Here is a 21807-nt window from a genome sequence, read left to right as displayed (position 1 = left end):
AGGATTGGCGATGTTCATTCGTCCAATCCATATCGAGGTACAATTGTGGCCGTCGACATGCCGCGCGTGACAGCGGATACAGCCTATGCCACATTTTGTGCCTAATTTGTCCTGCAAAAGCCCCTTCTCGACAAAGAAGGGACAGCTCATGAGGGAGCCGCTTGAAATGGCAACAATCGCGCTTGTCGACGACGATCGCAACATTCTGACTTCGGTTTCGATCGCCCTCGAATCCGAGGGTTATCGGGTCGAAACCTACACGGATGGGGCATCGGCGCTGGAGGGACTGGCGGCGCGCCCGCCGAACCTCGCCATCCTCGACATCAAGATGCCGCGCATGGACGGCATGGAGTTGCTGCGCCGGATGCGTCAGAAATCCGACCTGCCGGTGATCTTCCTGACCTCCAAGGACGATGAGATCGATGAACTGTTCGGCCTCAAGATGGGCGCCGACGACTTCATCCGCAAACCCTTCTCGCAGCGTCTTCTTGTCGAACGCGTCCGCGCCGTGCTGCGACGCGCCAGCACCCGCGAGGCGGCTGCCAAGGCGCCCAACCAGCAGGCCCGGTCGCTTGAGCGCGGCCAGCTTGTCATGGACCAGGAGCGCCACACCTGCACCTGGAAGGGCGAGCCGGTGACGCTGACCGTCACCGAGTTCCTCATCCTGCATTCGCTGGCCCAGCGTCCGGGCGTTGTAAAAAGCCGTGATGCGCTGATGGATTCGGCTTATGATGAGCAGGTTTATGTCGATGACCGCACCATCGACAGTCACATCAAGCGGCTACGCAAAAAGTTCAAGGCCGTCGATGATGACTTCGAAATGATCGAAACCCTTTACGGAGTCGGATATCGGTTCCGCGAAGCTTGAGTCGAGCGGGAGCTGCTATTCGATGGCAGTGCAAGTAGAGCGAGTGAGACGGTCGGGCGCCGCCAGGCGCCCGCCGCGGATTCTGCCCGGCTTCGTGTCGAAAATTACGGTGCCGATGCGCCGGTTTCTCGGCCATCACATCTTTTCCAGCCTGACGCGGCGTATCCTCTTTCTCAACCTTGCCGGCCTTGCCGTCCTGGTCACCGGCATTCTCTATCTCAATACCTTTCGCGACGGGCTGATCGACGCCCGTGTCGAGAGCCTGATGACTCAAGGCGAGATCATCGCCGGCGCGATCGCCGCCTCGGCGACGGTCGAGACCGATTCGATCAGCATCGATCCGGAGAAGCTGCTCGAGTTGCAGGCCGGCGAAAGCCTCGGCCCGGGCTCCGATCAGCTCGACAATCTCGATTTCCCGATCAATCCGGAGCGCGTGGCGCCGGTGCTCAGGCGGTTGATCTCGCCGACGCGCACACGCGCCCGCATTTACGACCGCGACGCCAACCTGCTGCTCGATTCCCGCCATCTCTATTCGCGCGGCCAGATCCTTCGCTACGACCTGCCGCCGGTCGAAGAGGAGCAGCCGGACCTTCTGGAGCGCATCCAGAAATTCGTCTTCGATTTCTTTCGCAACAAGCAGCTGCCCGTCTATCGCGAGCAGCCAGGTGGCAACGGCGCCGCGTTTCCGGAAGTGGTCAAGGCGCTTACCGGCAGCCCGTCGACGATCGTGCGGATCTCGGAGCAAGGCGAGCAGATCGTTTCTGTGGCGGTGCCGATCCAGCGCTTCCGTGCCGTTCTCGGCGTGCTGATGCTGTCGACCGAAGGCGGCGACATCGACAAGATCGTCGCGGCCGAGCGGAAGGCCATCCTGCGCGTGTTCGGCATTGCCGCCCTGGTTACCGCCATCCTGTCGATGCTGCTGGCCTCCACCATCGCCAATCCGCTGCGCCGGCTTTCCGCGGCGGCCGTCAGGGTTCGCCGCGGTGTCAAGAACCGCGAGGAAATCCCCGACTTCTCCGATCGGCAGGACGAGATCGGCAATCTGTCGATCGCCGTGCGCGACATGACCAATGCGCTGTACGCCCGCATCGAGGCGATCGAAAGTTTTGCCGCGGATGTCTCGCACGAGTTGAAGAACCCGCTTACCTCGCTGCGCAGCGCGGTGGAGACATTGCCGCTGGCCAGGAACGACAATTCGCGCAGCCGGCTGATGGATATCATCCAGCACGATGTGAGGCGGCTTGACCGTCTCATCACCGATATTTCCGATGCCTCCCGTCTCGATGCCGAGCTGGCGCGGGAAGATGCGGGAACCGTCGACCTCAAGAAGTTCATCACCGATCTGGTCGCCGTCTCGCGCGAGGCCACGCGCAACAAGAAGGCGGTCGAGATCGAATTCAAGGTCGCCAAACTGCCACAGGGCGTGAAAGGCTACTTCGTCGTCGGTCATGATCTGAGGATCGGCCAGGTGATCACCAACCTGATCGAGAATGCCCGCTCGTTCGTTCCCGAGGAACGTGGCCACATCACCATATCGCTGGCGCGCGCCGGCAAGTTCAACATCGTCACCATCGACGACAATGGACCCGGTATCCGGGCCGATAACATCGATCGCATTTTCGAGCGGTTCTATACCGATCGGCCGGCCGGCGAGGCGTTCGGTCAGAACTCGGGCCTTGGCCTGTCGATATCCAGGCAGATCGTTGAAGCCCATGGCGGCACGCTGAGCGCCGAGAACATCCCGGGCACCAAGCCTGGCGAGATCAAGGGCGCGCGCTTCGTGGTGACGCTGCCGGCGGAAGGCTGACGGATGAATTCCAATCACGCCTGGTCCTATTGTGCAGCCTGAAAATATTCACGGCACCGCGATCCTGATAGGTGATCGCGGCATTCTCATCACCGGACCGTCCGGCTTGGGCAAGACGACGCTGGCGCTCGCCTTGATCGATCATTGCAGCCAGCGTGGGCTGTTTTCCCGGCTGATCGGCGATGACCAGCTCTATGCTGCAGATTGCGACGGGCGGCTGGTCTGCCGCGCACCAGCCAGCATAGCCGGCCTCGTCGAGGTGCCGGGATTCGGCCCCAAACCGATACAGTTCGAGCCAAGCTGTGTGATCGACCTCATTATCCGGCTGGTGCCAGCCGGCAAAATGGCCCGCTTCCAGGAAGACTGCAGCGAACTCGTTGTCGGCGTACCAGTGCCGCGCATCGATCTTGCCGAGCGCAATGTAGCGGCGGCCTTGCCGGCATTGATGTCGCGCCTGTCGATTGCGCCTTTCCTGTGATCCGATTTCGATTTTTTGCTGCAATGCGTCAAATTGGCTTGGGCCGGCGCAATTTTGGGCTTGTCAACGGGCCTTGCGTCGACAAGATAGCGCTCCCGCCACCTGGAACGGTCGGCGAGCATAAAATGCGCCTGTGAAGCGGCGATGACGGGAGCCACCAAAGAATGATCGGACTCGTGCTTGTAACGCACGGTCAACTGGCCGCCGAGTTCCGCAATGCCGTGGAACATGTCGTTGGGCCACAAGACAATTTCGAGACCGTGGCGATCGGTGCCGACGACGATATGGAACAGCGCCGCCGCGACATTATCGAGGCAGTCGGCCGCGTCGATACGGGATCAGGCGTCATCGTTTTGACCGACATGTTCGGCGGCACGCCCTCTAACCTTGCCATTTCCGTGATGGAATCCGGGCGTATCGAGGTCATTGCCGGCATGAACCTGCCGATGCTGATCAAGCTGTCCAGCGTTCGCAAGGGCGACAACATGACGGCCGCGCTGGATGAGGCGCAGGCTGCCGGCCGTAAATACATCAATGTCGCCAGTCAACTCCTGAGCAGCAAATGAGCGCGCTCTTGCCGGAAAAGGACAAGATCGTTCGCGACTTTCCGATCGTCAACCAGCGCGGCCTGCACGCACGCGCCTCGGCCAAGTTCGTTCAAATCGCCAGTGGCTTCAACGCCACGGTCCAGGTCGAGAAGGACGGCGTCAAGGTCGGCGGCACCTCGATCATGGGCCTGATGATGCTGGCGGCGAGCCCCGGTTATTCGATCCGCGTCACCGCCACCGGCCCGGAGGCCGAAGAGGTCATCGATGCGCTGGAGCAACTGGTTGCTTCCCGTTTTGGCGAGGAATGCTGACGTGCGGGTCGCTTCCGAAGACATGCACGGATAAAGATTTCTTTATATCCCATTGTCGTCCGACTCCCGATCTGCTAGTCAGGCCGGCAACTCGCGCCCTCCGACACGCTTTCGGGGCGGGCGCGTCCCGCAATCAATTCGCATCGGAGCACTGCCATGACGGGTAGCAAGGACTATGTGGTCGCAGACATCGCGCTTGCCGGCTGGGGCCGCAAGGAGATCGAGATCGCCGAAACCGAAATGCCGGGCCTGATGGCCTGCCGCGAAGAATTCGGCGACAAGAAGCCGCTCAAGGGCGCGCGCATCACCGGCTCGCTGCACATGACCATCCAGACGGCGGTGCTGATCGAAACGCTTAAGGCGCTCGGCGCCGATATCCGCTGGGCTTCCTGCAATATCTTCTCGACCCAGGACCACGCTGCCGCGGCCATTGCCGAGGCCGCAATTCCGGTGTTTGCCGTCAAGGGCGAGACGCTGGAGGATTATTGGGTCTACACCGACAAGATCTTCCAGTGGGCCGATGGCGGCACCTCCAACATGATCCTCGACGACGGTGGCGATGCCACCATGTACATCCTGATCGGCGCCCGCGCCGAGGCCGGCGAGGATGTGCTGTCCAATCCGGGCAGCGAAGAGGAAGAGATCCTGTTTGCCCAGATCAAGAAGCGCATGCAGGCATCGCCCGGCTTCTTCACCAAGCAGAAGGAAGCGATCCGCGGCGTCACCGAAGAGACGACGACCGGCGTCAACCGGCTCTATCAGTTGCAGAAAAAAGGCCTGCTGCCGTTCCCGGCGATCAACGTCAATGATTCCGTCACCAAGTCGAAATTCGACAACAAATATGGCTGCAAGGAATCGCTTGTCGACGGCATTCGCCGCGGCACCGACACGATGATGGCTGGCAAGGTCGCGGTTGTCTGCGGCTATGGCGACGTCGGCAAGGGCTCGTCGGCTTCGCTCAAGGGCGCCGGCGCCCGCGTCAAGGTCACCGAGGTCGATCCGATCTGCGCGCTGCAGGCGGCGATGGACGGTTTCGAGGTGGTCACGCTCGAAGACGCAGCGCCGACGGCCGACATCGTTATCACCACCACCGGCAACAAGGACGTTGTTACCCTCGACCACATGCGCCTGATGAAGGACATGGTGATCGTCGGCAACATCGGTCACTTCGACAACGAGATCCAGGTGGCCTCGCTGCGCAACCTGAAATGGACCAACATCAAGCCTCAGGTGGATATGATCACCTTCCCGGACGGCAAGCGGATGATCCTTTTGTCGGAAGGCCGCCTGCTCAACCTCGGCAACGCTACCGGCCACCCGAGCTTCGTCATGTCGGCGTCCTTCACCAACCAGGTGTTGGCCCAGATCGAGTTGTACACCAAGCCCGGCCAGTACGAGAACCAGGTCTATGTCCTGCCGAAGCATCTCGACGAAAAGGTCGCGCGCCTGCATCTCGACAAGCTCGGTGCCCGCCTGACCGAACTGTCCGGCGAACAGGCGGCCTATATCGGCGTCACTCCGCAGGGACCGTTCAAGCCGGAACACTACCGCTATTAACCACGGCGAAACTTGCCACTAGATATTGAAGCCGGGCGATTGACTTTTCGCCCGGCTTTATTTTTGCGCTGATTGATTCTTCACGCCGATTCGCGCAAGCGCTATGGTGCTGATTCGCGGTCCGGGGACGAGGCCCGGGCGCACGCATCAGGGCGGTCTTGCATTCAGGCGGCGAAGAGGACCAAGACATGCCGGGGGATAACCCGCCTTGCGCGGGACAGGCCGTTTCCGGCGGCCATAACGATTCGATCACGGGCTCCGCTGCCAGAGGCGGCAGCCTTCTATGGCGCGCCGGCAGCCGTGTCGGGGTGCTGCTTGCTTCTTCCGCGCTGGTTGGTCCGCTGCTTGGCTTTACTGCACATGCCCAAACCCGCGTGGCGCAAAAGGCCGGGCTGTCGGTCAGCACGGTCGAGGTCATGCAACTCGCCATGTTCGTCGGCGTCATGGGGGCGGCATTGCTGTCGGCCATCTTTCTGATCCGCGAACGGGCGCGCACCGCGGCGGAAAATGCCGAGCTCAGGACCCGTATCGCCGACGTCAATGCCGCGCTGCAGCGCTCGGAGGCGCTGCTCCATTCCCGCGATCAGCGCGTGGTGGTATGGGCGGCCGAGAACAAGAAGCCCGAGCTTGTCGGGACATTGCCGATCGAGAGCGGCGCGCCGGAGGACCGGGCGGCCTTCCTGGCTTTCGGCCGCTGGCTGATGCCGCGTTCGGCGGCCGCACTCGAACATGCCGTCGCGGCACTGCGGGACAAGGCAAAGCCGTTCGATCTGGTCATCGAATCGCAGGCCGGCCAGCCGCTCGAGGTTCACGGCCGCAAGAGTGCGGCGCATGTGCTGGTTCGCTTCGTCTCGCTTTCGGAGACACAGCGAAGCCAGGCCAGGCTGAAGATCGAGAACCAGCGCTTAGCCGCCGACCATGAGACGCTGATCGGTCTTCTGGATGCGCTCAAGATGCCGTCATGGCTGCGTACTGTCGACGGGCGGCTGAAATGGGTCAACCGCGCCTACGCCGAAGCGGTCGAGGCCGAGAATGCCGAAGCGGCGGTCCGCGATGGCAAGGAATTCCTCGGCGGCCAGGCGCGCGACACGATCGCTGCGCAGCACAAGTCGCGCGCGGTCTTTGAACAGACGCTCTCCACGGTCATCGAAGGCGACCGCCGTATGTTTGCCGTGACCGATTTTGCCGGGGCGGATGGTTCGGCTGGTCTTGCCTGCGACATCAGCGCTATCGAGGCCATTCGCGCCGAATATGAGCGGACCATGCAGAGCCACGCCGACACGCTCGATCAGCTCAACACCGCCGTGGCGATTTTCGACACCGACGAGAAATTGCGGTTTTTCAATCAGGCGTTCCAGAAACTATGGGGCCTCGACAGCGGCTTCCTGCACAGCGCGCCGGACAACGCCTTGCTGCTCGACCGCCTGCGCAGCGAAGGCAAGATCGCCGAGCAGCCCGAATGGCGGCGCTGGAAAGAGAGCCTGCTCGGCGCTTACCGCGCGGTTGAATCGCAGGAGCATTGGTGGCATCTGCCGGACGGCAAGACCATTCGCGTCGTCGCCAATCCGCAGCCCAAGGGCGGCGTCACCTGGGTGTTCGAGAACCTGACCGAGAAGATGGACCTTGAAAGCCGCTACCAGACCGCCGTCCGGGTCCAGGGCGAGACGCTCGACAACCTCGCCGAAGGCGTCGCTGTGTTCGGCCCCGACGGCAGGCTGAGACTGTCGAACCCGGCGTTCGCGGCATTGTGGGGGCTGGATGCCGATGCCTCAAAACCCAACGTCCATGTCTCGACGATCCGCGACCTTTGCGACCGCCGTGCCGTCGACAGTCCGTGGGGCGGGTTCGTTGCCGCCATCACCGGCTTCGACGACGAGCGCCGCGACCGCCACGGCCAAACCGAATTGAACAACGGCACCGTTTTGCGCTACGCCGTCATCCCTTTGCCCAACGGCCAGGTGATGATGACCTTCGTCGACGTTACCGACAGCGTCAATGTCGAGCGGGCGCTGAAGGACAAGAATGAGGCGCTGCAAAAGTCCGACCAGATCAAGAACGAATTCGTGCAGCACGTCTCCTATGAGCTGCGCTCGCCACTCACCAACATCATCGGCTTTACCGAGCTTCTTTCACTGCCGTCGACTGGTCCGCTGAACCAGAAGCAACGCGAATATATCGGGCATGTCGGCTCGTCCTCCTCGGTCCTGCTCACCATCGTCAACGACATCCTCGACCTGGCGACGGTGGATGCCGGCATCATGGAACTCGACATTTCCGAAGTTCACATCGATCGAACCATTACGGCTGCCGCCGAACTGGTCGCCGACCGGCTGGAGGAACATGCGATCAAGCTTAGGATCGACGCGGCGGCCGCGCCGAAAACCTTCCACGGCGACGAGATCCGCGTCCGCCAGATCCTCTACAATCTGCTCAGCAATGCCGCCAATTACGCGCCGGAGGCGAGCACCATAACGCTCGCCTGCCGCCAACTTGCCGACGGCGTGGAATTTTCCGTTCACGATGACGGCCCCGGCATGCCGCCGGACCTGCTTGACTCAGTGTTCCGGCGCTTCGAGCCGCGCACCAATGGCGGCCGCCGCCGTGGCGCCGGGCTCGGCCTGTCGATCGTCAAGAGCTTTGTCGAACTGCATGGCGGCAGCGTCCGCATCGAGACCGGCAGGGATAAGGGCACCACGGTTGTTTGCACCTTTCCCGACACGCCGTCCGGCATCCGCGCGGCGGCCGAGTAGCGCGTTCGATGGCGGTATTGGTGCTGGAGCATTTTCTCGCCGACGAGGCTGCGACGGCAAGGTTCGGCGAGGATCTCGCCATGTCGCTGCGCATTGGCGACGTGCTCGCCCTCAAGGGCGATCTCGGCGCCGGCAAATCGACCTTGGCACGGGCGCTGATCAGGGCACTGGCCGACGATGCCGGACTCGACGTGCCGAGCCCGACCTTCACGCTGGTCCAGAGCTACGACACGCGTGTGCCGGTTCATCATTTCGATCTCTACCGCTTGGGCACGGCATCCGAGCTGGATGAGCTGGGCTTCGACGAGGCGCTGACGCAAGGCGCCGCGCTGGTCGAATGGCCGGAGCGGGCAGAGGCATATCTGCCGAAAACCTCGGTGCTGGTCGAACTTCTCCAGCAGGGCGACGGCCGATTGGCGAGACTATCGGGAGAGGGCGCCGCCTTCGAGCGCGCGGCGCGATCGCTGGCAATGCGCGATTTTCTCGGGCAGGCCGGTTGGGGCGAAGCGCAGCGACGATATTTCATCGGTGATGCCTCGGCTCGCTCCTACGAGATCGTCACGCTCGCCAGATTTCCGCCGCGGGTGCTGATGAACTCGCCAAGGCTGGTGCTCGGACCGCCAGTCCGCGACGGCAAACCCTATGCCGAGATCGCTCACACCGCGCAATCCGTTTCGGCGTTCGTCGCCATCGACCGGGCCTTGCGGGCCGGCGGCGTCAGCGTCCCGGAAATCTATGCCCAGGATCTCGACCAGGGTTTTCTCCTGCTGGAGCATCTCGGTTCCCAAGGGTTTCTCGACAAGCGCGGCCAGCCGGTGGCCGAGCGCTACGCTGCGGCGGCCGGACTGCTTGCCATGATGCACGGCAAAACATGGCCGACCCGCATGCAGGCCGGCCCCGGCGTCTTCCATGAGGTGCCGCCTTTCGACCGCGACGCCATGATGATCGAGGCCGAATTGTTGGTCGACTGGTATGTCCCGGCGATATCAGGCGCTCCGCCTAGAGAGGCGCTGCGCGCCGGTTACCGCAGCGAATGGAGTGCGGTGCTCGATCGGCTGGAGGGACGCGAATACACGCTGATGCTGCGCGATTTCCATTCACCCAACCTGATCTGGCGCGCTGACCGTTCCGGTCACGATCGCCTCGGCGTCGTCGATGTCCAGGACGCGCTGATCGGGCCGTCCGCCTACGACGTCGCCTCGCTAGCCATGGACGCGCGCGTCACTATCTCACCCGAAATCGAAAAGCACACGCTCGCCGCCTACATCGCCGCGCGACGCGCTGCCGGTGCCTTCGATGAGAACGAATTCCGCGAAACCTATGCAATCATGGCCGCACAGCGCAATTCCAAGATCCTCGGCATCTTCGTGCGGCTCGAAAAACGCGACGGCAAGCCTTATTATCTGAAGCATCTGCCGCGCATCCGCGACTATCTTCGCCGGGCACTGGCGCATCCGGCGCTGGCCGGGCTGCAGGATTTCTACATCGCCCACGACTTGCTGGAGGAACGCTCGATTTGACGGCTAAGGATTTGGGCCTGAAGGCGTCGGATGAGCAGTCGATGCCGACGACCGCCATGGTGCTCGCCGCCGGGCTCGGCAAGCGCATGCGGCCGATCACCGACACCATGCCGAAGCCGCTGGTCAAGGTCGCCGGCAAGACATTGCTCGACTGGGGGCTGGACTGCCTAGCCGAAGCCGGCGTCGCCACGGCCGTCGTCAACGTCCATTACCTCCCGCAACAGATCGTGGACCATGTAGCCCGCCGCAGTGCGCCGAGAATCGTCATCTCGGATGAGAGCAGGGGCTTGCTTGACTCCGCCGGTGGTATCGTCAAGGCATTGCCCAGGTTAGGGGCGCCCTTCTATGTGCTCAACGCCGACACCTTCTGGATCGACAGCGGCGTCTCCAATCTCAGGCGACTTGCCCTTGCATGGGAGGGCGCGACAATGGACATTCTGCTGATGCTTGCGGATCTCCAGTCGGCAACCGGACATAGCGGCGGCACCGACTTCCTGATGGCGCCGGGCGGCGCCTTGCGGCGTGCGAACAACGATCCCGCCGGTCTGATCTATGCCGGCGCCGCAATCGCCCATCCGCGCCTTTTCAAGGACGCTCCGACCGGGCCGCACTCGCTCAATGCCTATTTCGATGCGGCCATCGCTACTGGGCGCCTGTTCGGCATGAAAATGCAGGGTCACTGGATTACTGTCGGCACGCCCGACGCCATTCCGCTTGCGGAAGCGGCCGTCGCCGCCGCGCTTGCCGGCACGCCCAATGCTGTTGCTGAGGCACCCGGCGCTTTTACCGAGGCGAAATGAGCGGCTCCCGCCGCGTTTTCTCGATCCCGCCCGGAGCGCCGTTCCTGCCGACGCTGGCCGAGGCGCTGCTTGCGGGGCGCTTGGTTCCCGGCTTCGCCTATGACGGCGATCCGCTGGCGCTGGCCGATCTCACCATCTATGTGCCGACGCGCCGTGCGGCGCGGGCGCTTCGCGGCGTCTTCGTCGATGCCCTCTCGCGCTCGGGAAGCCGCTCGGCGATCCTGCCGGTCATCCGCCCGCTTGGTGAGTTCGATGAAGATGAAGCCGCCTTCGAGGCAGGAGCTTCGGTCGCCATCGACCTTGCGCCGCCGATCGCCGCGGTCGAGCGTCTTCTGCTGCTTGCGCCGCTGGTGCGGGCGTGGAAACGCCGCCTGCCGGCACATGTCGCGGCATTGTTCGACGAGGAGATCGTCATACCGGCCTCCGCCGCCGACGCCATCTGGCTGGCGCGCGACCTTGCACGCCTGAAGGATGAGATCGACACCGAAGGCACGGATTGGGCAAGGCTCGCCGACCTTGTAACCGGCAATCTTGCAGGCTGGTGGCAGGTGACACTCGACTTCCTGACCATCGTGACGGAGAACTGGCCGAACCTGCTCGAGGAACGCCATCGTTCCAATCAGGCCGCGCATCGTAATGCCCTGATAAGGCTGGAGGCGGCGCGGCTGAAGCGTAATCCGCCAGCCGGACCGGTGATCGCCGCCGGTTCCACCGGCTCCATTCCCGCCACGGCCGAGCTGCTTGCCGTGATCGCCGGTCTGCCCAATGGCGCCGTTGTGCTGCCCGGGCTCGACCGGGCGTTGGACGAGCCGTCCTTTGCCGCGATCACCACACCGGGCGCGCGCCCAGCCGTGCTTGGCCACCCGCAATACGGCCTGGCAAAGTTGATCGGCAAGATCGGCGTGCCGCGCGCCGATGTCGAGGAGATTGCTGTTGCGCCGCGACCGCTTGCGCTGCGCGCCGCACTTGTCGGCGAAGCGCTGCGCCCGGCGGAGACCACCGAGCTCTGGGCCGAGACGCGCGCCCGCTTTAGGGCCGGCGATATTGCCGAGGCCTTCGCCGATGTGACGCTTCTCGAAGCCGCCAGCGAACGCGACGAAGCCGTGGCGATCGCCGTCGCGCTCAAACAGGCCGTCGAACGGCCCGGCCAGCGCGCCGCACTCGTCACCGGCGACCGCGCTCTGGCGCGGCGGGTCTCAGTCGAGCTGCTGCGCTTCGGCGTTGCCGCCGACGATTCCGGCGGCACGCCGCTGATCAACACACCAGCCGCCAGCCTGCTCAGGCTGGCGCTGCAGGCAGCCTTCCGCCCGGGCGACCCCGTCGCCCTGCTGTCGCTGCTCAAGCATCCCCTGCTTGGCCTCGGCCTGGAGCGGGCAAGCGTGCGCTATGCGGCCGAAATCGTCGAACTCGTGGGGCTGCGCGGCGGCACAGGGCGTCCGGACGTGGCGTCGCTGCCGCAGCTCTTCGACACCCGGCTCCTCGAATTCGACGGCGGCGGCAATCGCCGTCCACCCTTCTGGTGGCCGCGGCTTTCGGTCAGGCGCATCGAACAGGCGCGCGACCTGCTGATCCGGCTAACGGCCGCGCTGGCGCCGCTGGTTGCTTTTCGCGGCGACGAGAATGCCGATCTTGCCACCCTTGTGCGCGCCAGCGTCGTTGCGCTCGAAAGTCTCGGCCGCGCCGCTGATGGCAGCCTGAGCGAACTCTATGCGGGCGATGCCGGCGAAAAGCTCGCCGAGCTCTTGCGCGGGCTGGTCGCGGCCTCGGTGTCGTTCTCCTTCGCCGCTGACGAATGGCCTGACGTGATGGAGGCGCTGATCGCGCCCGAGACGGTCAAGCCGGCGCAGGGCAGCGACAGGAACATCGCCATCTGGGGTGTGCTGGAAGCGCGGCTTCAGGATGTCGACACGCTGGTCGTCGGCGGGCTCAACGAAGGCGTGTGGCCGCGCAAGCCGGAGAGCGACCGCTTCATGTCGCGGCTGATGAAGACCGGCATCGATCTTGAACCGCCCGAGCGGCGCATCGGCCTTGCCGCCCATGATTTCCAGATGGCCATGGGCGCCAAAAAAGTGGTGCTGGCTCGCTCCGGCCGCTCCGGCGACGCACCGTCGGTACCTTCGCGCTGGCTGCAGCGCATCCTTACATTCGTCGGCGAGGACCACGCTGCTGCACTTCGCCGGCGCGGCGACGAACTGCTTGCCTGGGCGCGTGCGCTCGATGCCGGCGAAAAGCAGGACTTTGCGCCGAGGCCGCAGCCGAAACCGCCGCTCGCCGCGCGGCCGCACCACTTCTCGGTCACCGAGATCGAAACGCTACGCCGCGATCCCTATGCGGTCTATGCCAGAAGGATACTCGGCCTGATGCCGCTCGATCCGGTCATTCGCGATCCGGGCGCCGCCGAGCGTGGCACGCTGTTTCACGCCATTCTGCACCTCTTCTCGGCGAGGGTGGCCGACCCGCGCGCGCCGGAGGCGCTGGACGGGCTCATCGCCGCAGGCCGCTCCTGCTTTGCCGAGGCGGCCCTGCCGGCCGATGTCGAGGCGGTGTGGTGGCCGCGTTTTGAAAAGCTTGCCGCCGGCATCATCGAATGGGAGCGCGGCCGGGCCGCCGCCGTGGCACGGCGGCACGCCGAGGAACGCGCCGAAAAGACCGGTGTCGGCCGATCCGGCGTGACCCTGTCCGGCTACGCTGATCGAATCGATCTGCTGGCTGGCGGCATGGCCGACATCCTCGACTACAAGACCGGCTCCTCGCCATCCAAAGCGCAGGCGCACACGCTGCTCGCGCCGCAACTGGCGCTGGAGGGCGCGCTGCTGCGTCGCGGCGCCTTCAAGGAGCTTGGCGCCTGTGAGCCGTCGCAACTGGCTTTCGTGCGGCTGAGGCCGAATGGCGAGGTGTTCGAAGAATCGATCCTCGAATACAACCGCAAGCCGCGAACCGCCGCCGATCTCGCCGAAGAGGCCTGGGCGAGGTTGGAAAAGCTGCTGATCCACTATGCCGACCCGACGACCGGGTATTTGTCGCGGGCGTTGCCGTTCCGCGAGGGTGAGACCGACGGCGATTACGACCATCTCGCCCGCGTGCTCGAATGGTCGGCCGGCGGCGATGCCGACGACGAGGGAGGGGAGGCATGAAAAAGGCCTATCCCATTCCAAGCGACACTGTCGCCAGTCAGGCAAGCGCCTCCGATCCGCGCAATTCCGCATGGGTGTCGGCCAATGCCGGATCCGGCAAGACCCATGTACTCGCCCAGCGCGTTATCCGGCTGTTGCTGCGCGGCACCGATCCGTCCAAGATCCTGTGCCTGACCTATACGCGTGCCGCCGCCGCCAACATGTCGAACCGGGTGTTTTCGACCCTGTCGCAATGGACGGCCCTGGGCGATGCCGAGCTCTCGACACGGATAGAGGCGCTGGACGGCCGCCAGCCCGACCGCGAAACCATGCGCCGGGCGCGGCGGTTGTTTGCCGAGGCTCTGGAAACACCGGGCGGGCTGAAGATCCAGACCATCCACGCCTTCTGCGAATCGGTGCTGCATCAGTTCCCGCTGGAAGCCAATATCCCTGCGCATTTCGAAATGCTCGATCCGCAAATGGAGGCATCGCTGTTTGCCGCCGCCCGCCGCGACATGATTTCGGGCGGCGTTGCAGGCGATGCGGCATTGTCCGACGCCTTCGCCACCGTGCTGGAGCGCGGCGGCGAGCATGGGCTCGACGCACTGCTGGCCGAGATCGTGCGCAAGCGCGATGGTTTGCGTGCGTTCATCACCGCGGCCGGCGGCGATGGTTTTCAGGCGCTGTTCGACGAGTTCCATTTCCGCGCCGGCCAGACGGCCGAAGGTATAGCCGCCTCGGTCTGGCCGCTGCCCGGCTTCCTGCCGGATTATCTCGTCACCTTTTCACGGGCGGCCGAGGCCGCCGATGCGCGCATCGTGCTGAACAATCTGCTGCCATACGCCCGCCTTGCCTTTGCCGAGGAGGATCCGGTACGTCGCCTGAATTTGCTCTCCAAGGCTTTCCTGAGGGCCGACGGCGAGCCTTACGATCCGGCAAAGACATTTAAAAGGGCATTGCTTGACCGGCTGCCCGATCTTGCCGAACGTTATCTGGCGGCGGTCGACGCCATTCTCGAAATCTCCGACCGGCTGGCCTTGTTCAGGATGCTGGAAGGCACGCGTGCGGCGCTGACCATCGCCGACTGGCTGATCGCCCGTTACGAGCAATTGAAGCGCGCCCGCGGCTTCCTCGACTTTAACGACCTGATCACCCGCACGGTCAACCTTTTGGCACGGCCCGATGCCGGCCCTTGGGTGCAGTACAAGCTCGACCAGGGCATCGACCACATCCTGCTCGACGAGGCGCAGGACACCAGTCCCGACCAGTGGGAGGTGGTCAAGCGGCTGACAGAGGAGTTCTTTGCCGGGCTCGGCGCACGCGACGCGGTTCACCGCACCATCTTTGCTGTCGGCGACGAAAAGCAGTCGATCTATTCCTTCCAGGGAGCCGCCCCGGATTCCTTTGCCGACACCCGGCTTTTGTTTGCCGGCAAAGTTAGATCCGCCGCCGCCGCCTTCGCCGATCTCAAGCTGACCTGGTCGTTCCGCTCGACCGAAGATGTTCTTGCCGCCGTCGACCGGGTCTTTGCCGACCCGAACGTGCGGCGCGGCATCAGCCACGATCCTGATCCGCTCGACCACAAGGCGATCCGCACCGATGCGCCGGGTCATGTCGAGGTCTGGCCCTCGATCGGCGCCGACGTCGTCGACGAACCAGACGATTGGACGCAAGCGGTCGACCATGCCCACGCGCCGGCAGTCCGCGTCGCTGAAAACGTCGCCGCAACGATTGCCGGCTGGATCGGCAACGGTGAGGTCATCGAAGGCCGCGGCAAGAAACTCCGCCCCGGCGACGTGCTGGTGCTGGTGCGCAAGCGCGATCGCTTCGTCCATGCGCTGACGCGGGCGCTGAAGCGCCGCGACATTCCGGTGGCCGGCGCCGACCGGCTCAGCCTGCCTGGCCATATCGCGGTGAAGGACCTGATCGCACTCGGTCATTTTCTCATCCAGCCCGAGGACGATCTGTCGCTGGCTGCCGTGCTGCGCAGCCCGATCTTCGATGTTTCGGAAGAGCAGCTTTTCGCGCTTGCTGCCGAGAGGCCGTCGGGCGTCTCGCTGATCGCCTCGCTGCGCCGGCATGCCGGCGAAAGCGAGGCGTTGGCCGCCGTCGTCAGCCGACTCGACACATGGTCGAACGAGGCCGCATTCAAGCCGGTGTTCGAATTCTATGCCGCAGCTCTCGCCCGCGACGGCCTGCGCAAGAAGATGATCGCGCGGCTCGGTCCGGAGGCCGGCGATATCCTCGACGAATTCCTGAATTTCTGCCTGGCCGAGGAGCGAACCGGCCTGCCAGGGCTGGAATCCTTCCTGTCGACGCTGGAAAACGCCGGCCCCGAGATCAAGCGCGAAATGGACCAGACCCGCGACGAGGTTCGCGTCATGACCGTGCATGCCGCCAAAGGCCTGGAAGCGCCGGTGGTATTCCTTGTCGATGGCGGCTCCGCGCCGTTCAGCGACCAGCATCTGCCGAGATTGATGCCGTTCGAAGGCTCGGGCGACTGCTGGGAGGGCAAGGGCTATCTCTGGCGTTCGGCCAGCGATGTCGCCAATGGGTTTTCACGCGCCGCATCGGCCCGCGCCCGCGAACTCGCCGACGACGAATACCGCCGGCTGCTCTATGTCGGCATGACCCGCGCCGAGGATCGGCTGATCGTCTGCGGCTACCATGGCAAGCGGGCGCCGAATACCGGCACCTGGCATTCGATCGTCAGCCGCGCACTGGTCGGTGCCGCGGAGAGCGAAGAACGCCGGCATCCCGCCACTGGCGAGACCGTGCATCGTTTCCAGGTGACGAAACTGCCGCCCATGCCACTGGCGGCAGTGAACGAGGCACGACAGGCGGAACGCTTTGCACCACTGCCTGAAACCCTGTTCCGGCCTCTGCCGCCCTTCGAGGAATTGCCGCGGCCGCTCTCACCGTCCGGCGCCTCGGTGCTGATCGATGAGGCGCGGCAAGCGGTGGCCGACACGCGTTCGCCGGTACTGGATGCCGAAGCCGAGCCCGGCTTTGCCGTCATGCGCGGGCTGGCGCTGCACAAATTGCTGCAGATGCTGCCCGGCATCGCCGAGGGAAAACGCCGGGATGCCGCCGAACGCTATCTGGCAAGAGCCGGCGCGGAATGGCCCGACGACGAGCATGACAAGGCCGTGGCTGGCGTTTTCAGAATTCTTGCCGACAGCCGCTTCGCGCCGCTGTTTGCGCCAAACTCGCGCGCCGAAGTCGCCATCATGGGCAGCCTGGAGGTATGGGGCAAACTGCGCTCGATTTCCGGCAAGATCGACCGGTTGGCAGCAACGCCGGACAAGGTTTCGATCGTCGACTACAAGACCAATCGGCCAGCGCCAGCTACGCTCGCCGAAGTGCCGCAAGCCTATGTTCTGCAGCTCGCACTTTATCGCGCGCTGCTTCAGCCGCTCTATCCGGGACGCGAGGTCTCGGCGGCGCTGCTGTTCACCGAGGTGCCGCGGCTGATCGAGCTGCCGGCGGCGGCCATGGACGATGCGCTTGCTAGACTCACGGGAGCGTGACACAACACTTGCTTGAAGACGGACGCGATCACCACCACATTTGGTGCGACGAACAAATCGAAAGGATCTCAGCATGGCCACCGTCAAGGTCGACAAGAGCAATTTCCAGGCCGACGTGCTCAACGCCAAGGAGCCGGTCGTGGTCGATTTCTGGGCGGAATGGTGCGGCCCGTGCAAGATGATCGCCCCGGCGCTCGAGGACATCGCCATCGAACTCGGCAGCAAGATAAAGATCGCCAAGCTCAACATCGACGAGAATCCTGAGCTGGCCGCGCAGTTCGGCGTACGCTCGATCCCGACGCTGATGATCTTCAAGGGCGGTGAAGTCGCCGACATGAAGGTCGGTGCTGCGCCGAAAACGGCATTGTCGCACTGGATCAACGGCAGCCTCGCCTGATCCGATCAAAATTTTGCAGAAAAGCCCGGCCTCGCGCCGGGCCTTTTTTTGCTGGCGTCATTGGTGGACCGCTCTGGCACTCGCGGTTTGCCGCCCGGTATTCTTCTCTTCTCAATTCAAAGGAGAAGCGATATGACCGGATCCGCCAAGGCCACCGTCTTCATCGACAATGAGCGCGTCATCGTCACCGAATACCGCTTCGCCCCGGGAGACAACACCGGCTGGCATCGCCATGGCCACGACTATGTGATCGTGCCGTTGACCGACGGCAAGGTGAAGCTCCTGACCAAGGATGGCGAATCCTTTGCCGAGATGAAGAAGGGCGCGCCGTATTTCCGCAACGAGGGCGTCGAACATGACGTCATCAGCGCAAACGATGGCGAATTCGCCTTCATCGAGGTCGAGCTGAAGTAGTCCACCAACCATCGGCTGCGCCGCTACAATTGTCCGGCGAGGCGCGATCACCAATCCGCGATACGATCGCCACCGACGAATTGTGCGCTTTTCTCAGTATATTCAAACAGTTCGATCTTCACGCCGTTGGGGTCGCGGATCCAAGCCTGGTAGGTGTCATCGCACGCGAGTTTCTTTGAAGTGACATCAACCCCCTTTGACCTCAGATGGGCGATCGCGGCGTCGATGTTTTCCACTTCGAGGCAGAAGTGGTTGATCTGGTTCAAGTCGCTATAGCTTGCGCCGTCTTTCTGGAACACCTCGACATGGCTACGGCTGCCGCAATTGAGGTAGAAGCCGAAAATCTTCCCGTCGCGCAGGAAATTGAACTGAGTGTCCATGCCGAGGACGTCCCGATAGAAGCTTCGCGTCATCTCCAGGTCATTCGCGAAAATGCAAACGTGAGCGAGCTGCTTTACCTTGATCATGATTGGCTCCTCGCGGTGGTCTGACAGGTGTGGCGTCATCGTGGCCCGGCTGAAGCACGCCTCAAACCGGCGGCGTGCCGTTTTCGGCCAATACCGCGCCGGCCAGGTAAAGTGACCCGCCAATCAGGATGCGCGGCGGCGGTCCGTCCCATGTGTCGCGCAGCAGCATCAGTGCGTTTGCAACGGAACTAACCGGTTCGGCCGACAAGCCTGCCTCAATGGCGCGGGTCGCCAGTTCGTCGTTCGGCACGCCGGCGTCGCTCAGGCTCACCGGCACGGTGTAGACGTGCCGCACCAGCCCTTTGAAGGCGCGGAAATAGCCGCTTTGGTCCTTGGTGTTGATCATGCCCGAGATCAGGAACAGCGGCCGCGGGTTCTTTTCCTCCTGCTCGGCCAGGGCCTCAGCGACGACCACGCCGGCGCCGGGATTGTGGCCGCCGTCGAGCCAGATGTCGGCGCCCTTCGGCGCCAGTTCGCTCAGCCGTCCTTGCGGCAGCTTTTGCATGCGGCCCGGCCAGGCGACGTTCGCCATCGCCTTCTCGGCAGCGCGGTGGCTGATCTCGAAGCCGGCCGCCTTGACCGCCGCGATCGCCGCCGCCGCATTGGCGAATTGATGGCGCCCCGGCAGGCGCGGCGGCGGCAGGTCCATCAATCCGTCTTCGTCCTGATAGACCATGCGGCCGTTTTCCTCATAGGCAAGGAAATCCTGGCCATAGACGAAGGCGGGGCAGTCGAGCCGCTCGGCGGTTTCGATGAGCACCTGCTGGGCCGTCTCGCTTTCCTGCGCGCCGATGACGACCGGGCATCCGCGCTTGATGATGCCGGCCTTTTCGGCGGCGATCAGCTCGACGCGGTCGCCGAGATAGGCTTCGTGGTCGAGCGACACCGGCATGATCACCGACACGGCCGGCTCGGCGATGACATTGGTGGCGTCGAAGCGGCCGCCAAGGCCAACCTCGAGGATGACGGCATCGGCCGGATGTTCGGAAAACAGCAGGAAGGTGACGGCGGTGAGGATTTCGAAGACGGTGATCTTCTGGCCTTGATTGGCTTTGGCGACGCGGGCGATGGCTTCGGCGAAGACCTTGTCGTCCACCAGCCTGCCGCCGCCATCTGCGGCCAGCCGGTAGCGCTCGTGCCAGTTCACCAGATGTGGCGAGGTGTGGACGTGGACGCGGTAGCCGGCGGCTTCGAGCAGCGCCCGTGAAAAAGCAGCACAGGAGCCCTTGCCGTTGGTGCCGGCGATGTGGATGACCGGCGGCAGCTGGTCCTGCGGATTGCCGAGCCGCTCGAGCAGCCGCGAAATGCGGTCGAGCGAAAGGTCGAAGCCCTTCGGGTGAAGCGCCATCAGGCTTTCGATTTCGCGGTCGGCGGCAAGCGTGGTCATGGCGAATCCTAGGCGCGCCACGGACGGCGCGCAATCGCAGTTCGTGGCGAATGCGTCAGGCGTGCGGCCGGGCTTCGACCGGGATCACCGACGGCGGCAGGATTTCCGGCTCCTGCGGTTTTTGCTCTTCCGGCAGCTTGAGCAGCATTCTCAGCAGCCGCGCAATCGTCTGGCGCATCTCCAGCCGTGACACCACCATGTCGACCATGCCGTGTTCCATCAGATATTCGGCGCGCTGGAAGCCGTCGGGCAGCTTTTCCCTGATGGTCTGCTCGATGACGCGCGGTCCGGCAAAGCCGATCAGGGCCCCAGGCTCGGCAATATGCACGTCACCCAGCATGGCGTAGGAGGCGGTGACGCCGCCGGTCGTCGGGTTGGTCAGGACGACGATGTAGGGCAGGCCGGCCTCCTTCAGCCTGTCAACGCCGATCGTGGTCCGTGGCAGCTGCATCAGCGACAGGATGCCTTCCTGCATGCGGGCGCCGCCGGAGGCCGCAAACAGGATCAGCGGCCGCTTGCGCTGCAAGGCGACCTCGAAACCATGCACGATGGCATCACCGGCCGCCATGCCGAGCGAGCCGCCCATGAAGGCAAAATCCTGCACCGTCACCACCACCGGCAGGCCTTCGACCGTACCCAGCGCATTGATGATGGCATCTTCTAGGCCGGTCTTGGCCTTGGCATCCTTCAGCCGGTCCACATAGCGCTTCTCGTCGCGGAACTTCAGTGGATCCTGCACCACCTTGGGGTTTTCCAGCGTCTCGTATTTGCCGTCGTCGAGGAAGAATTTCAGCCGTTCCTTGGCCGAGATCTTCATATGGTGTCCGGAGGACGGGATGACGAACTGGTTCTGCTCCAGATCCTTGTGGAACACCATTTCGCCGGTCTCGGGATCCTTGATCCACAGGTTTTCCGGCATGTCGGTGCGGCGGCCGAGCATCGAATTGATCTTCGGACGGACGTAATTGGTGATCCAGTTCATCGCTTCGGCTCCTGTCCCTTAAGAAGACGTAGGAAGATTATTCGGCGGCAGCAAGGCGAGCCGCGCGAACCCCTTGCGAAAGCCCGCTGACCAGCGTGGCGACGGCCTCGGCCGGATCGGCGGTCTTTTCGCCCTTCGGCCCGAGCACGTTGGCGACGGCATTGACAATCGCGGTGCCGACAACGACGCCGTCGGCCGACGCGCCGATGGTGCGCGCCTGCTCGGCGGTCTTGACGCCGAAGCCGACGCAGACCGGCAGGTCGGTATGGCTCTTGATGCGCTTGACCGCTGCCGCCACCTTGCCGGTGTCGGCCAGCGCCGAACCGGTAATGCCGGTCATCGAGACGTAGTAGACGAAACCCGACGTGTTCTGCAGCACCTTGGGCAGGCGCTTGTCGTCGGTGGTCGGCGTCGCCAGCCGGATGAAATTGATGCCGGCCTTGAGTGCCGGGATGCAAAGCTCCTCGTCCATCTCAGGCGGCAGGTCGACGACGATCAGCCCGTCTATCCCGCTGGCCAGCGCATCGCTCAGGAAGCGCTCGACGCCGTAGATGTAGATCGGATTGTAATAGCCCATCAAGACGATCGGGGTTTCACTGTCGCCGGCGCGGAATTCCGAGGCCATCTTCAGCGTTTTGACCAGTGTCTGGCCGCCCTTCAGCGCCCGCAGGCCGGCCGCCTGGATCGCCGGGCCGTCGGCCATTGGATCGGAAAACGGCATGCCGAGCTCGATGATGTCGCTGCCGGCGCCGGGCAGCGCCTTCATGATCGACAGGGAGGTGTCGTAGTCCGGGTCGCCGCCCATGAAATAGGTGACGAGTGCCGGTCGACCTTCGGCCTTCAGCTTTGCCATGCGGCGGTCGATGCGAGTGGCCATG

Annotated in this window: 17 protein-coding genes; 13 read left to right on the top strand and 4 right to left on the bottom strand. The window is 63.9% G+C overall.

All coding sequences use genetic code 11. The features are described 5' to 3' along the window. Positions 1-166: 166 nt before the first annotated feature. From NKK47_RS09660 to NKK47_RS09600, 13 genes are all read left to right on the top strand, one after another. Positions 167-868 carry a response regulator transcription factor gene (locus NKK47_RS09660; protein WP_023677547.1) on the top strand — a complete coding sequence of 234 codons (702 nt, stop codon included), beginning with the start codon at positions 167-169 and terminating at the stop codon, positions 866-868. 22 nt (positions 869-890) lie between these two features. Then, a complete protein-coding gene (locus NKK47_RS09655) occupies positions 891-2675 on the top strand; it encodes a sensor histidine kinase (protein WP_352576328.1) in 1785 nt (594 codons plus the stop codon). Positions 2676-2706: 31 nt separating this feature from the next. Beyond that, on the top strand, positions 2707-3153 hold the full coding sequence (locus NKK47_RS09650; protein WP_023677549.1) for an HPr kinase/phosphorylase: 447 nt from the start codon (positions 2707-2709) through the stop codon (positions 3151-3153). Positions 3154-3317: 164 nt separating this feature from the next. Further along, complete coding sequence (locus tag NKK47_RS09645; protein WP_023677550.1) at positions 3318-3719, top strand: PTS sugar transporter subunit IIA; 402 nt, start codon at positions 3318-3320, stop codon at positions 3717-3719. After that, positions 3716-4012, top strand: a complete 297-nt coding sequence (locus tag NKK47_RS09640) for an HPr family phosphocarrier protein (RefSeq protein WP_023677551.1) — start codon at positions 3716-3718, stop codon at positions 4010-4012. Before NKK47_RS09645 ends, NKK47_RS09640 begins: the two co-directional genes overlap by 4 nt. A gap of 156 nt (positions 4013-4168) precedes the next feature. After that, positions 4169-5569 carry an adenosylhomocysteinase gene (gene ahcY / locus NKK47_RS09635; protein ID WP_352576326.1) on the top strand — a complete coding sequence of 467 codons (1401 nt, stop codon included), beginning with the start codon at positions 4169-4171 and terminating at the stop codon, positions 5567-5569. A 188-nt stretch (positions 5570-5757) separates the two neighbouring features. Next, entirely contained in the window at positions 5758-8319 is a 2562-nt protein-coding gene (locus tag NKK47_RS09630) for a sensor histidine kinase (RefSeq protein WP_352576324.1), read from the top strand. Positions 8320-8327: 8 nt separating this feature from the next. Then, positions 8328-9839 (top strand): tRNA (adenosine(37)-N6)-threonylcarbamoyltransferase complex ATPase subunit type 1 TsaE, encoded by a 1512-nt coding sequence (gene tsaE / locus NKK47_RS09625; protein WP_352576322.1) that lies wholly within the window; start codon positions 8328-8330, stop codon positions 9837-9839. Between the two features lie 41 nt (positions 9840-9880). Beyond that, on the top strand, positions 9881-10639 hold the full coding sequence (locus tag NKK47_RS09620; RefSeq protein ID WP_352576321.1) for a nucleotidyltransferase family protein: 759 nt from the start codon (positions 9881-9883) through the stop codon (positions 10637-10639). Continuing rightward, on the top strand, positions 10636-13773 hold the full coding sequence (addB, locus tag NKK47_RS09615) for a double-strand break repair protein AddB (protein ID WP_352576319.1): 3138 nt from the start codon (positions 10636-10638) through the stop codon (positions 13771-13773). Before NKK47_RS09620 ends, addB begins: the two co-directional genes overlap by 4 nt. Then, positions 13770-17282: a double-strand break repair helicase AddA gene (addA, locus tag NKK47_RS09610; protein ID WP_352576317.1), complete on the top strand. Its 3513-nt coding sequence runs from the start codon at positions 13770-13772 to the stop codon at positions 17280-17282. The genes addB and addA overlap by 4 nt, the downstream gene beginning before the upstream one ends. A gap of 73 nt (positions 17283-17355) precedes the next feature. Next, positions 17356-17679 (top strand): thioredoxin, encoded by a 324-nt coding sequence (gene trxA, locus NKK47_RS09605; RefSeq protein ID WP_023677558.1) that lies wholly within the window; start codon positions 17356-17358, stop codon positions 17677-17679. A 132-nt stretch (positions 17680-17811) separates the two neighbouring features. Beyond that, positions 17812-18093, top strand: coding sequence for a cupin domain-containing protein (locus NKK47_RS09600; RefSeq protein ID WP_023718287.1), 282 nt, complete (start codon positions 17812-17814; stop codon positions 18091-18093). 47 nt (positions 18094-18140) lie between these two features. On the opposite strand, the gene NKK47_RS09595 is transcribed toward NKK47_RS09600, so the two are convergent. The 4 genes from NKK47_RS09595 to trpA form a co-directional block, all read right to left on the bottom strand. Next, complete coding sequence (locus NKK47_RS09595; protein WP_352576315.1) at positions 18141-18560, bottom strand: VOC family protein; 420 nt, start codon at positions 18558-18560, stop codon at positions 18141-18143. A 61-nt stretch (positions 18561-18621) separates the two neighbouring features. Then, a complete protein-coding gene (locus NKK47_RS09590; protein WP_352472565.1) occupies positions 18622-19947 on the bottom strand; it encodes a bifunctional folylpolyglutamate synthase/dihydrofolate synthase in 1326 nt (441 codons plus the stop codon). 55 nt (positions 19948-20002) lie between these two features. Further along, positions 20003-20929 carry an acetyl-CoA carboxylase, carboxyltransferase subunit beta gene (accD, locus tag NKK47_RS09585; RefSeq protein ID WP_352576313.1) on the bottom strand — a complete coding sequence of 309 codons (927 nt, stop codon included), beginning with the start codon at positions 20927-20929 and terminating at the stop codon, positions 20003-20005. A gap of 37 nt (positions 20930-20966) precedes the next feature. Beyond that, positions 20967-21806: a tryptophan synthase subunit alpha gene (gene trpA, locus NKK47_RS09580; protein ID WP_023677563.1), complete on the bottom strand. Its 840-nt coding sequence runs from the start codon at positions 21804-21806 to the stop codon at positions 20967-20969. Position 21807 lies beyond the last annotated feature (1 nt).

The organism is Mesorhizobium sp. M0019 (assembly GCF_040323975.1).
GTDB lineage: Bacteria > Pseudomonadota > Alphaproteobacteria > Rhizobiales > Rhizobiaceae > Mesorhizobium.
Note: the sequence above shows the minus strand (reverse complement) of the source record. Positions and strands in the feature narration are given on the sequence as shown.